Raw genomic sequence first — 13,753 nt, 5'->3', positions numbered from 1 at the left:
TGGCGTTAAAAAAGATGACCATTTTACTATAAATCATATTGTAAATTATATAATGATTTTTGCCTTTTAATAGATATTTGGATAATTGGTATTTTTTAGGGGTTTAGCTGACTTTTTGCATTTCATTTTGCTTTGGGCTTTAGTAAAATGCGCGCCTGTGTTATCATAGCGGGCTTGAATTTGTTAATAATTTTCTAAATAAATAGCGAGTTTTATGAACGCCATACCTAGTTATGCTGACATTCAAGCCATTGTTGCTGATGATTTTGCCATTATGGATAAACAAGTTTTTGGCAGCTTAAATTCCAAAGTACGTCTGATTATGCAGGTTTCTAAACATGTTATTGATGCAGGTGGCAAGCGAATGCGACCTTTGATTACGCTTTTGACTGCTCGAATGTTGGAAGATACTCAGCGTCCACAAGCGATGGAACTTGCGGCAATTACTGAGATGTTGCATACTGCAACACTGGTGCATGATGACGTCATCGATGAGTCAGGATTAAGACGGGGGCGACCAACCGCAAATGCTACATGGAATAATGCCACTGCTGTTTTAGTGGGAGATTATTTGATTGCCCGTTCTTTTAATCTTTTGGTAGGATTTAACAATCTGCCTTTGTTAAAGTTATTTTCAGATGGCACCTGTGATATTGCTGAAGGTGAAGTGTTGCAGCTGCAGCATCAACATAATCCAGAAACCACCGAAGCCGATTATTTACAAATTATTGATGGTAAAACATCTCGATTATTTATGATGGCAACCATTGGCGCCGCACTTTTACAAAACCGTGCGGACTTGTCTGATACATTGGGGGCATTTGCTTATCATTTTGGTAACGCATTTCAAATGATTGATGACATTTTGGATTTTAGTGGTGATGCAGCTATCATGGGTAAAAACCTAGGCGATGATTTGGCAGAAGGCAAGCCAACTCTACCCATCATCAAAACCTTAGAAATTCTAAAAAACAATCAATCTGCCGATTATGATACATTACGCATTGCTGTACAAACAGGCAAAATAGATGACCCTTTAAAACTGATTCATCTAGTACAATCGTCGGGCGCGTTGCAATATTGTACAAAACGAGCGTTACAGGAAACCGTTTTAGCTCAAAAAGCATTGTTGTCTTTACCTAATAATCAATACCGAAAAGGGCTTTATCAATTAACCAAACTTGCCAGTCATCGATTGGTTTAATGTATTGATTAAAATGCTTAAATTATTCATAAAATAATAAGGAGATTGTTTTGAGTTATTTAATTTTAGCAATTTTTGCGAGTGTGTCAGTTTCAATATTTTTAAAATTGGTTAGAGTGCAAAATATTGATGTGCGCCAAGCGATTTTAATCAATTATATGACAGCTATTTTTTTAGCATTGTTATTTTTAAAGCCTGATTTTTCTCAAGGTTTACCCAAATTTGGCACAGCACCAAGTTTTATTTTTATAGCGCTGGGTGTATTATTGCCCAGTGTTTTTATCGTTATGGCAAAAGCGGTAGACCGCGTTGGTATTGTCAAATCAGATGCTGCCCAACGATTGGCTTTGTTCTTACCAATTATTGCTTCTTTTACAATATTTAATGAAGTTCTAACAACCCAAAAAGCCATTGGTATTACACTGGCTTTTTTAGCTTTATTTTTATTGGTGTATAAAGAAAATATCCAAAAATCTTATGATGTTGAATCATCAATTATGGTTTTATTAGGTGTATGGCTGGGGTATGGTGTTATTGATATTTTGTTTAAACAAATGTCAAAACTGGGTAATGCGTTTTCCGTAACACTGCTGATTACTTTTGTACTAGCCTTTGTGATTATGTTGGGTTATTTATTAATCAAAAGAACTGCTTGGCAAGCTAAAAGTTTGGGTAGCGGTGTTATTTTGGGTATTTTAAATTTTTCCAATATTTTATTTTACGTCAAAGCTCATCAAGCGTTTAAGTCCGACCCAACCTTAGTGTTTGCTGGTATGAATATTGGTGTAATTTGTTTGGGAACTTTGGTTGGTTTGTTTTTATTCAAAGAAAAAGTCAGTAAAATCAATCTGTCAGGTGTCATGATTGGTATGATTGCTATTTGGTGTTTGTTTTATTTACAATAATTTACTAACAATATAATTCTTATGAGTCAGCATAATAATCAATTAAATCCACGTCAAAAAGAAGCCTTACTTCATGTTTCAGGTCCATTATTGGTTTTGGCAGGAGCTGGTTCTGGTAAAACGTCAGTTATTACCCAAAAAATTGCCCATCTTATCAATGAGTGCAACATTCCAGCTGAGCGGATTACCGCAATGACCTTTACCAATAAAGCGGCTCGTGAAATGAAAGGGCGGGTGCAAAAACTGTTACCAAGTGAAAAAACACGTGGGCTTAACATCTCAACGTTTCACCATTTTGGATTGCAATTTTTGCGTTATGAGCTGCTACATACCCCTTTAAAAGGCAACTTTAGCATTATGGATTCTGATGACAGTAAACGGTTACTGGCTGAATTAATGGTGCGAGATAATCTTAGTGGAGCAGAGCGAGGCGATTTGTTGTCATTGGCTATTAAGATGATTTCAGATTGGAAAAATGATTTAATTGAGCCAAAAGATTCCAGTCAAACCATTGATAAAAAAGAAGATTTAATCTTTGCGCATCTGTATGAATTATATGAACGACACCTAAGAGCTTATAATGCGGTGGATTTTGATGATTTGATTGTGCTGCCTGTAAAAATTTTGCGTGAAAATGCTCAAGTTCGTCAAAAGTGGCAAAATCGCATTCGTTATCTTTTGGTGGATGAATATCAAGACACCAATACTGCTCAATATGAATTGGTCAAACTCTTAACAGGTGTTCAGGCGCGTTTTACTGTAGTGGGTGATGACGACCAGTCCATCTATGCATGGCGAGGAGCAAAACCTGAAAATATGCAGTTGTTAAAGCAGGATTTTCCACACTTAACGGTGGTTAAGTTAGAACAAAATTATCGTTCAACCAATCGTATCTTATCTGCTGCAAATTCAGTGATTACCAACAATGAACATATTTTTGAAAAACAGCTTTGGTCTGACAAAGGTCATGGTGAAAAAATTCGCGTTTTAACCTGTACCGATGACACGTCAGAAGCCCAAAAAGTTGCCAAAGAAATTTTAACCCATAGAATCCGTCGCAGCGGCACCTGGGAGCAATATGCGGTTTTGTATCGTTCTAACTTTCAAGCTCGAGCCTTAGAAGCCGAACTGCGTTCTTTGCAGATTCCTTATAAATTATCGGGTGGCACATCATTTTTTGCACGTACTGAAATCAAAGATGTGATGAGCTATTTAAGAATCATTTTAAACCCTGATGATGATACTGCATTTTTGCGTATTATTAACACTCCAAAACGCGGGATTGGTTCGGCAAGTTTGGAAAAGTTAGGACTTTTTGCTCAAGAATATAGTATTTCACTGTTATCGGCGTGCAGTCATGCAGGCTTAAAAAATGCTTTGGGCGCTAAAGCTGCTAATACATTGCAAGATTTTTCAGAATTTGTTGAGCGTTTCACTCGTGATTTGTATGAGAACACTGACCCCATTCCTTTGATTCGTCAGATGATAGAAGAAACGGGTTATTTGGATTATATCAAAGGCGATAGCAAAACTCCCCAACAAGAAAAAAACCGCTTGGATAATATTGAATCGTTATACTCATCCATCAACAGTATGATTAACCGTGCCGAAGATGACGATGAAAAAACTATTGATGCAGTGATTCGCAAACTGGTACTGTTGGATATGTTGGAACAACAACAAGAAGAAGCAAATACTAACAAAGTCAATTTAATGACTCTTCATGCCGCCAAAGGTCTTGAATTTGATTATGTGTATATCATTGGTGTGGAAGAAGATATTTTGCCACACCGTAACTCATTAGATGATGATGGTATTGAAGAAGAAAGACGTTTAATGTATGTGGGCATTACTCGAGCTAAACATGAATTAACGTTAATGGTGGCAAAAAAACGCCGTTCAGGTAAAGATTTTCGCCAAACCACACCTTCGCGATTTTTGGACGAGCTACCCAGTGAACATATTGATTATCCAGAACGTCAAACCAAGACCCAGAGCAATAAAAATCCAGAACAAATTGCTACGGATTACCTAAAAAATATGCAGGCTATGCTTGCTGCAAAACGTCAAAATATGCAAAACAAACATTAAAATCGGTTTAAACAATCAATTATTTTAATAAAAATACTTGACTTTTATTTTTAAAGTTTTATTATATGCCCATTCATTACATTTTAAATTTAATTTATTTTAAAATGTGTTCCATTCACCCATTAGCTAAAAAGGAGTAAAACCATGTTTGTTTATTTATTAAATTCTGTAAATTACATAAACCACACAAGCCATTTTAGCTGTTTGGGTATTTGTTTTAATTAGTTTTTAAATACAATAGATTGATTTATAACTAATTTAGACATCTGTATACCTTTAAAAGAAGCGACGTATCTTGTGGTACGTCGTTTTTTTATCAGCTTTAATTGCTTTAATGATTATGTAAAAATTTATTCAAAATAATTGTGTTTTTTTATTTAAAAAACACATGGGTTTTATTTATCTTTTTTTATTCTAATTTTACTAAAAATAGTTTTATTTTTAGTAATGGGGGATTTTGTTTTTTTAAATTTATATAAAACAAAATTCCTTTATAGGAAAATAATTTATGACAATTGAGCTTATTTTAAATGAAAATGCCAAAACGGGCGTGCCTGTAAAAATTTATACCACAGACGTGGAACAATCAGCGATAAATCAGCTTTATGCGATGAGCCAATTATCCTTTATTCATTCACACATTGCGGTGATGCCCGATGTGCACACAGGAAAAGGAGCAACGGTGGGCAGTGTCATTCCAACCAAAAAAGCAATCATTCCTGCGGCTGTGGGAGTGGATATTGGCTGTGGCATGAATGCACTTCGACTATCCATCAAAGCCAATCAGTTGCCTGATAACCTGAAAAATGCTCGTTTAGCAATTGAAAAATATGTCCCTGTTGGTTTTGCTAAGCACAAACAAATTATGGCGAAAATGAGCACTTTAGACCCTTTGGCGATTCGTTTAAAACGCATTACTGATAAACATAAAGGCTTGTTAAAAATGCTTAATAATTTTGACCGTACTTGGGCAAAACAGTTGGGCACACTCGGTGGCGGCAATCATTTTATTGAATTGTGCATTGATGAGAACGATGATGTTTGGATTATGCTGCATTCAGGAAGCCGAGGTATTGGTAGCTGCATCGGAGAATATTTTATCACCTTAGCCAAAAAAGAGAATGAAACACGATTTGGTTATATTCCAGATAGGGATTTATCCTATTTTGCTGAAGGTAGTTCATATTTTAACGATTATTTAGAAGCAGTAGAATGGGCGCAAGATTATGCGATGGAAAATCGTAAAGAAATGATGCGATTAATTATCAAGGCACTTCATTCACCAGACGCTAATTTTCCGCACTTTACCATCACCAAAGAAGCCATCAATTGCCATCATAATTACATCAGTCAAGAGGTGCATTTTGGCGAAATGGTATATGTTACGCGTAAAGGGGCAATCAGTGCTTATGCAGGTGAACTTGGCATTATTCCAGGTTCTATGGGGGCAAAATCTTATATTGTGCGTGGTCGTGGCGAGACCCAAAGTTTTTGCTCTTGTTCGCATGGCGCGGGTAGAAAAATGAGTCGTGGTAAGGCGGCGCGAACATTTGTGGTGGATGATTTGATAGCGCAAACCCAAGGTATTGAATGCCGAAAAGATAAAGGTGTTATTGATGAAATCCCTCATGCTTATAAAGACATCGATGAAGTGATGCAAAAGCAGGCGGATTTGGTGGAAGTGGTTCACACATTAAAGCAGGTTTTATGCATTAAAGGTTAAAAAAATGAGTCTAAAAAATTTATTAAAAATGGAACGTTCTTTGGTTTTTGAGCAAAATAAAGCCAATAAACGACCAAAAATTCGTAATTTATCAGCTTTAACACCTTTATTAAAAAAGGGTGGCATTCATGATAAAGATAACCCAAAAACCCATCATAAAAAAGACCGAAAAGCAACCAAACTTTTATTAAAAAGGCAAATCTGGTCTTAATTTGGGTATGTTAAAGTAAACTTCTTATTGGTTCAAAACTTTGGCGATGTTCAGGTAAAACGCCAAAGTTTTCAATGGCTTCTCTATGGGCTTTGCTGCCATAGCCTTTATTGCTGCCAAGTTTGTATTCAGGGTATAAGGCATCGTATCTTTGCATTTGCCTATCACGATGAACTTTTGCCATGATGCTGGCGCAGGCAATGCTGCTGTGTATGGCATCACCTTTTACCAATGTGCTAATGTTGGCGTGATTGTATTCAAATCTTTTGCTTAATTTGGGTGTATCATTGCCATCAATAAGTACGTTTAGAAGGTTTGATGGGTATTCTTGAATAACCCGTTCAATCACTAGTCGCATTCCTAACAATGTTGCTTGGCGAATGTTGACCAAATCAATTATATAATGGGGAACATCAACAATAACTAAAGCAATGTTTAGTTTGTCAATTTTATCGTATAATTGTTCCCTTCTTTTTTCAGTTAATTTTTTACTGTCATTAATGAGTTTTAGCGGTGTGTTATTTAAATCTATTTTATCTAATTCACCAGTTAAATCATTGGGTAAAATTACCCCACAAATGCTCATATGACCAAACAATGACCCACGACCCACCTCATCAATTCCTAATGTCAGTGGTGTATTAGAATTTAATTTAATAGCATCCAATAAAGTAAAGTCGCTTGTAATACTACACTGATTATCATAAGTATCAGAAGTATGATTGTAATACATAGGCTATCCTTAAATTAATATACAATTCTTTTATTTTGTTAATCAGTTATTTTGATTGATTGGTGTTTGCAATCTTTTACGATGGATGGATAGTTTATCCAATAGATTTTGAGAAATACAAAGTGGTTCATTAAAAATCAGTCCAGCTAAAATTTCACTACACAGTGGAGCAAAACTAAACCCTTTAGAGCCCATGCCATATAGGGCAAACACTCTTTTTTTACCAAAAAGCTGCCCAATAATTGGGTGGTAATCGGGAGTTTGGGCGCGAATGCTGGCTCGTCCTTTTAGGTCGCACGTTCTTAGGTTTAATTGTTTGGCAATGGCGGGTATATTTTCATTAAATTTATTTAAATTAAATTCATGTTCCGACAAAGAAACATCAGTATTTGTATTATTACGAATAAAACTTGCGCCCATTAAAAGAATATCATCAAAAGCCGCACAATAGCCATCATATTTAATAGGGGTTTTTAGTTTATTGGGTAAATTAGTTTTTTGAATATATGAGATTTGACCACGAATTTTTCTTGGATTAAATAATTGACTGTCTAATAAATAACTTTCAAATCCAGAACAAATAATGGCAATATCTGAGCATATTTTATTATCAAAATCGTCCATCACTTCAACAATTTGACTGGTTTCAGCAATAGTAACCGCATGAAATTTTTTAAAATTAATCAAAGGATGGCTTAAAATAAAATCACTTAATTTTTTAGTATCAATTAAGCCTGCTTTTTCAATCCATGCACTGATGGTATGCTTTAAGACATCAGGAATTTGTTGATTAATCGTGTCATCGGTCTGGCAAATCAGTTCATTAGGATAGTCGTCAATTAAATTTTTAAGTGTTTGATGGGTTTTTTTGTGTGGCAATAAAAAATCAATCACACCCGTTTGACTAAAAATTTCAGTATTGGCTAACTGATTTAATGTTTGATAAAAACGCTGACTGTATAAAAAACTGACGGTTGGTAAATGGTCTTTGACATCTTTTAGCAGTGTAATTTTAGGTGCAAATAACGCTTTGGGATTGCCAGATGCACCTGCAAGTGGTGAAGTTTTATCCAATAAAGTAACACAAATTCCGCGTCTGGCAAGAGCATAACTGGTCAAAAGCCCTGATACGCCAGCCCCAATCACGGTGGCGGTTTTAATTGTCTGTGATGAGGTGCTTAACTTGTGAGCGTCAAAACAACAATAATCACCAAAGTGCGCGGTCAGCATTTCACGTTTGCGCCCAAAGCCTTTTATTTTTTGTACAGTCATGCCAATATTTAGCAAAGCACGTTTAACAAAACCTGCACTGGTAAATGTAGCAAGGGTGGTACCAGATTTTGATAGTCGTTTAATCTGATTAAATATTTCATCGCTCCATAGCTCATTATTTTTGCTTGGAGCAAAACCGTCTAAAAACCATGCGTCCGCTTGCCCATGTATTTGGGTAAAACTTTCTTTGGCATCGCCAAACCATAAATCCAGTGTGATTTGCCCAAATTCTAAACGATGGCAGCCTGCAATCAATAAAGGATAAAGACAAATGAGTTTATCTGCCCAAAATTTAAGCGGCGTATCTTGCCAAGTTTGCAAAGCAAGTGATAAATCCGTATGAGTTAAAGGAAATTTTTCTGTGCTGACAAAATAAAGACGAGCATTTTTTGGGGCAAGACTGGACCATAAAAGACAAGTTGCTAAAAAATTCAATCCTGTACCAAAACCAGTTTCTATAATGGTAAATTTTTGATTTTCCTTTAAATTTTTAAAACGTATTGGCAGATGATTGCCTGATAAAAAAACATAATTGCTTTCATCAAGTCCACCAGTTTTAGAAAAATAAACATCGTCAAAGGCTAAAGAGACAGGAAGTAATTGACCCGTGTCATCTGTTTGCCAAGCCAATTGTGCCGCATCGAGTGTTGTCATTTGTTTTACCAGTTTGACTTTTTCTTATTTAAAATAAACCACACACTAACCGCCCCTAGAAAAAAAGCAATCAATGCTGTCAAAGCGCCGTACAAATACAGCTGACCGGTACGCTCATTCACAAGAACATTGACCTGAGTGGTTAATTCACTGACTTTGCTTTCCAGTTCAGTATTTTTAGCAAGCAATTCTTTGTTGGCAAGCGATAATTCACTTTCGGTGGGTTCTTGCAGTTCGGCAAGAGTTGGCGCATTAGGGTCGTGCGGGCTTGGCGGTGGTGGATTGGCGGTATTAGCAGCATCACTCGGGGTTTCACTTTCGCTGGAGCTTGCCTCGTTATTATCTGCTGTATTTTGGGCTGCCGATGTTGTGGCGTCGGTGCTGGCAGGTTTTTCAGCATTAACTGGCGGTGTTTGCTCAGCGCTTGGGGTATTTGTGGCAGTTTGAGCATTTGAACTGGCTTGATTGTTGGTTGTGTTTTCAGCATAAACTGGCATGCTTAGCATAAAAATCAGGCTAACAAAGGCAACTTTAGGCATGATTATCTACCTTTGGTAGTACCTGTACAAAAGGCTTGACATCCACATGACTATAAACACCACCTAATAAATAGGGTTCTTCGCCAGCCCATGCTTTAGCGTGTTCTAAGCTGTCAAAATGAGCAATAATCAAACTTCCTGACATGGCAGGTTCATTGTGCTCAATAGGGGTAGGACCTGCAACGACCAGACGATTTTGGGCATGTAAGACTTGTAGGCGCTGTAAATGTTGTGGACGGATTTCTTGACGTTTTTCGGTACTATTTGGTGTATCATGACCCATAATAACAAATAAAGGCATACTATTCTCCTTAAAATTTTGTTTATTTTATATCAGTTTTTAAATTTTTGCGCAAAATAATAAACATCAAAACCATAAAAGCAAGCATGACTATCATATCACCAAACGCGGTAAATTCGCCCCAATACTCACCATTTTTAAAAACAAAGGCAAAAAAAGTGTGTAGTCCTGCCATACCAAAAAATAATCCAGCCCATGCTAGATTGAGTTTTTGCCAACCCTTAGTGGTAAGATTAAAAATGGGTTCGAACATTTTATAAACCACGGGTTTTTTGTCTTTGATAAATAAAGGCGAAATTAAAAAACCCAACCCAAACGCCAGATTAATCAATACTGCTTTTAAGCGAATGTAATAATCGTCGCTAAGTGCTAAAGTTAGTCCGCCAAAAACAACTGTCATTAATAAAACAAACCATTGTTGTTTATCCAAACGATATTTTTGGTAAATAAATAAACCGCCATAAACAACCGCAGTGGCAATCACTAAACCCAAAGTTGCAACCAGAATATGATTATTATTAGCGCCACCTGTCAATCCAAAAAATTCCAATAAAGGTTGATTTGGATTGTTTTTATCAGTATTTTTATAGAGTACAAAAAATACAATCAGTGGAATAAAATCAATTAAAGCTTTCATATCAATATATTTGGTAAAAATTATGTATAAAAATATACGTAAAACGCATATAAAAATATGCAATGTAAAAAAACAAAAGCCCTATTTGGTAATAGGGCTTTTATAATTAATGACGTAAAGCCTGTTCGTCTGTTTTAGCTGTTTTTGGTGGTATCAAGGGGATGGGTGTTGTAACCAGCGCTGCTTGTAAGACTTGGTCAATGGTTTCAACCGACTCAATAATCAAACCTTCTTTGACGTTATCAGGAATCTCGGTTAAATCTCGCTCGTTTGATTTTGGAATCAAAACGTGTTTAATGCCTCCACGATGTGCCGCTAGAAGTTTTTCTTTTAGTCCACCGATTCTCAGCACCTTACCACGCAATGTAACCTCGCCTGTCATGGCAATATCAGCACGAATGGCAATACCAGTTAATGCAGAGACTAAAGCCGTGGTTAAAGCAATCCCTGCAGATGGACCATCTTTTGGGGTTGCTCCTTCAGGCATGTGTACATGTATATCGGTTTCTTTAAATTTTTCGTGGTCAATGCCAAAACTGTCGCCTTTAGCGCGTACGACACTCATTGCCGCTCGAATGGATTCTTTCATTACATCGCCTAAAGAGCCGGTAAAAATTAATTCGCCTTTACCAGGCATTGTTGCTGTTTCAATGGTGAGCAGTTCACCACCAACGCTTGTCCAGGCAAGACCAGTAACGCGACCAACCTCGGGCAATTCTTCAGCCAGCCCATAATCAAATGGTTTTACACCCAAATAATCGCTGATATTGGTATCTGTAACAACAATGGGTTCAATTTTAGTTGATTTTTTAGGCTTGGTGCCATAAGTATCTACTTGATGACGCACCGCTTTTCGGCTAATTTTATTAATTTCACGTTCTAGATTTCGTACGCCAGCTTCTCTGGTGTAATGACGAATGATGCTAGTAATGGCGTCATTACTAATGGTAAGTTCGTTATCGTGCAAACCATTTTGCTTGATGGCTTTCGGTGTTAAATAATTGTTAGCAATGGCTAATTTTTCATCTTCAGTATAACCTGGCAAACGAATTACTTCCATACGGTCAAGTAAGGCAGGCGGGATATTCATACTGTTGGCAGTACAAATAAACATAACTTCAGATAAATCCAAATCCAAATCCAAATAATGGTCATTAAAACTATGATTTTGTGACGGGTCAAGCACTTCTAATAAAGCGCTTGCAGGGTCACCACGAAAATCCTGTGCCATCTTGTCAATTTCATCAAGTAAAAATAGCGGGTTTTTTACTTCTACTTTGGATAAAGACTGTACAATTTTCCCGGGCATTGCGCCAATATAGGTGCGTCGATGTCCACGAATTTCAGCTTCATCGCGCACCCCGCCCAGTGCCATACGTACAAATTTACGACCTGTGGCGCGAGCGATACTTTCACCCAGTGATGTTTTACCAACACCTGGAGGTCCAACCAAACATAAAATAGGACCTTTGATTTTATCCACGCGCGATTGTACCGCTAAATATTCTAAAATACGGTCTTTAACATCGTCTAAACCATAATGGTCTTTATCAAGCGTTTCTTTGGCTTTAGCAAGGTTGATGGCAACCTTGGTAGATTTGTTCCAAGGTGTATCTAAAATCCATTCTACATAGCCACGCACCACCGACGCTTCAGACGAAGCCGATGGCATCATTTTTAATTTTTTAAATTCAGTTTCAGCTTTTTTACGTACTTCTTGGGGTAGGTCGGCCTCTTTTAATCGTGTTTCTAACTCGCCATCTTCATCATCAGCACCATTATTTAAATCAGATAATTCTGATTTAATGGCTTTCATTTTTTCATTTAAAAAATATTCTCGATGATTGTTTTCCATCTGCTTACGAACACTTTCTTGCAGCTGGTTTTCGATGGATTGTTCAGTTTGATTGTTGATAAAAAATTCTTGCAGCCGCTGACAAATTGCCAGTAAGTCATCACTGTCTAAAATCTCTTGTTTTTGAGACAATGATAAAGCAACACGCGTTGCGATAAAATAGGTGAGTTCTAAAAGATTATCAATGTTTACAGCAACTTGCAAAAGTTCTCGGATATTGCGTAGGTTGGTTTCGCCATATTTTTCAAATAGTGATAATAGCTGGCTTTTTTGCTCGTCAGTTTGCGCGGCGTCTAGGCTGTTTTCTAGGTTTTGTGGGTCAAAAATTGCTGTTAAGGCACCATCTTTATTGTTTGCTTGTTTGATGTCAATCAGTCTTGCCCGCTCAATGCCTTCTATGAGTACTTTTAGGCAATTTTCATCTGATTCATGGGGCATCGTGCTGATAACTCGACACACCGTACCATATTGATATAAATTATTAACATCAATATCTTCATTTAAAGAATCTTCTTGTGATACCACAAACAGTGTTCCGCCAAAGTCTTGTTTGGCAATGTCAATGGCTGTTAGGGATTGGGCGCGCCCAACAAACAAAGCGATTTGCATATAAGGATATACAATCACATCACGCACTGCAAGTAGTGGTAAGCTTGGTAGTTGCAAACTGTCTTTTGGTTTATCATTCATAATATGGCGTACTCAATTTTGGTTATTGTTGTAAATAATTACTGAAGTAATTGGCTTAATGGTGGTGTAAGATTAAAATTACAAGCATTGTTTATCAGATTTATCCGTAATTTTACGAGCAGCCAAATGTAAATAACGACCCATTCGCCAAAAAGGTTCAGTGCGAGCGTATTTTAATTCCATGGCGATGACGTCATCTGGATGGTTTAACCCGCCACGTTTCAGCGGAGCATAATCGGAAAATACCCGTATTCCAGAACGTATTAAGGTTTGATAATTATGGTTGTTCAGCCACTGCTGCACTTCATCAAATGCTACAGGATTATTGGGAGTAAGACTTTTTTTGGTAGCAGGTTTTGGTGTGTCTAGTTGATAAAAATTTCCCATAACCAAGTTGCGATAAATTACGCTACTAGGATTGTAAAAACACAAAGATAAAAGTCCATTTTCTGCCAAAAAGTTATCAAAAAAACCCATAATTTCATCAGGATGGGCAAGCCATTCTAATAAAGCATGACATAAGATAACATCAAATTTTTCGCAAGTTAGCTTTTTGTATAAATCTTGGTAAGGGCAACAAATAAAACGCAAATTTTGTTCAATGTTTGATTCTGGTGAGCTGCTTAAAGATAGAGCATTCTCTTTAGCTTTATTTAGCATATTTTGTGAAATGTCATTTAAAGTAACTTGATGATTTTTTGCTAAATTTAAACTAATTTGCCCCATGCCAGCGCCAACATCTAAAATTTTTAGAGGGCGATTGGGCAAGTGGGTTAGCAGCTCTGATATATCCTGATTTAAAACAGCAAGGCGAATTTGTCCCTTGAGACTGCCGTAAACTTTTTTGGCAAAGTGGTCAGCAATTGGGTCAAAATTACGGTCGTATTGATTGATGAGTTGATTCATTATAATTTAGCAATTGTTTTGGATGGATAATT

12 protein-coding genes are annotated in these 13,753 nt (G+C 36.8%); 5 read left to right on the top strand and 7 right to left on the bottom strand.

Features of this window, described 5'->3' with window-relative positions; translation table 11 throughout:
* Window positions 1-214: 214 nt before the first annotated feature.
* The 5 genes from ACZBKJ_RS05855 to ACZBKJ_RS05835 all read left to right on the top strand — a co-directional run bounded on the left by ACZBKJ_RS05855 (window position 215) and on the right by ACZBKJ_RS05835 (window position 6,134).
* Window positions 215-1,204, top strand: a complete 990-nt coding sequence (locus tag ACZBKJ_RS05855; protein WP_463200016.1) for a polyprenyl synthetase family protein — start codon at window positions 215-217, stop codon at window positions 1,202-1,204.
* Between the two features lie 50 nt (window positions 1,205-1,254).
* Window positions 1,255-2,109, top strand: a complete 855-nt coding sequence (locus ACZBKJ_RS05850; protein ID WP_463200015.1) for an EamA/RhaT family transporter — start codon at window positions 1,255-1,257, stop codon at window positions 2,107-2,109.
* Between the two features lie 21 nt (window positions 2,110-2,130).
* Window positions 2,131-4,200, top strand: coding sequence for a UvrD-helicase domain-containing protein (locus ACZBKJ_RS05845; protein ID WP_463200014.1), 2,070 nt, complete (start codon window positions 2,131-2,133; stop codon window positions 4,198-4,200).
* A gap of 508 nt (window positions 4,201-4,708) precedes the next feature.
* Window positions 4,709-5,923, top strand: a complete 1,215-nt coding sequence (locus ACZBKJ_RS05840; RefSeq protein ID WP_463200012.1) for an RtcB family protein — start codon at window positions 4,709-4,711, stop codon at window positions 5,921-5,923.
* A 4-nt stretch (window positions 5,924-5,927) separates the two neighbouring features.
* A complete protein-coding gene (locus ACZBKJ_RS05835; protein WP_463200011.1) occupies window positions 5,928-6,134 on the top strand; it encodes a hypothetical protein in 207 nt (68 codons plus the stop codon).
* 10 nt (window positions 6,135-6,144) lie between these two features.
* Here the strand turns inward: ACZBKJ_RS05835 and ACZBKJ_RS05830 are convergent, their stop codons facing one another.
* The 7 genes from ACZBKJ_RS05830 to ACZBKJ_RS05800 all read right to left on the bottom strand — a co-directional run bounded on the left by ACZBKJ_RS05830 (window position 6,145) and on the right by ACZBKJ_RS05800 (window position 13,721).
* Complete coding sequence (locus ACZBKJ_RS05830; protein WP_463200010.1) at window positions 6,145-6,867, bottom strand: ribonuclease HII; 723 nt, start codon at window positions 6,865-6,867, stop codon at window positions 6,145-6,147.
* A 42-nt stretch (window positions 6,868-6,909) separates the two neighbouring features.
* On the bottom strand, window positions 6,910-8,793 hold the full coding sequence (mnmC2, locus tag ACZBKJ_RS05825; RefSeq protein WP_463200009.1) for a tRNA (5-methylaminomethyl-2-thiouridine)(34)-methyltransferase MnmC2: 1,884 nt from the start codon (window positions 8,791-8,793) through the stop codon (window positions 6,910-6,912).
* A gap of 5 nt (window positions 8,794-8,798) precedes the next feature.
* Window positions 8,799-9,332 (bottom strand): hypothetical protein, encoded by a 534-nt coding sequence (locus tag ACZBKJ_RS05820; RefSeq protein ID WP_463200008.1) that lies wholly within the window; start codon window positions 9,330-9,332, stop codon window positions 8,799-8,801.
* The gene (locus tag ACZBKJ_RS05815) at window positions 9,325-9,633 is read right to left on the bottom strand and encodes a YciI family protein (protein WP_463200007.1); all 309 of its coding nucleotides are present in this window, start codon (window positions 9,631-9,633) and stop codon (window positions 9,325-9,327) included. Before ACZBKJ_RS05815 ends, ACZBKJ_RS05820 begins: the two co-directional genes overlap by 8 nt.
* 22 nt (window positions 9,634-9,655) lie before the next feature.
* Window positions 9,656-10,270, bottom strand: coding sequence for an inner membrane-spanning protein YciB (locus ACZBKJ_RS05810; protein ID WP_463200006.1), 615 nt, complete (start codon window positions 10,268-10,270; stop codon window positions 9,656-9,658).
* 106 nt (window positions 10,271-10,376) lie between these two features.
* A complete protein-coding gene (lon, locus tag ACZBKJ_RS05805) occupies window positions 10,377-12,815 on the bottom strand; it encodes an endopeptidase La (protein WP_463200005.1) in 2,439 nt (812 codons plus the stop codon).
* A gap of 78 nt (window positions 12,816-12,893) precedes the next feature.
* Window positions 12,894-13,721 (bottom strand): methyltransferase domain-containing protein, encoded by an 828-nt coding sequence (locus tag ACZBKJ_RS05800; RefSeq protein ID WP_463200004.1) that lies wholly within the window; start codon window positions 13,719-13,721, stop codon window positions 12,894-12,896.
* Between the last annotated feature and the right edge of the window lie 32 nt (window positions 13,722-13,753).

Source organism: Moraxella sp. I5G, assembly GCF_055193055.1.
Note: the sequence above shows the minus strand (reverse complement) of the source record. Positions and strands in the feature narration are given on the sequence as shown.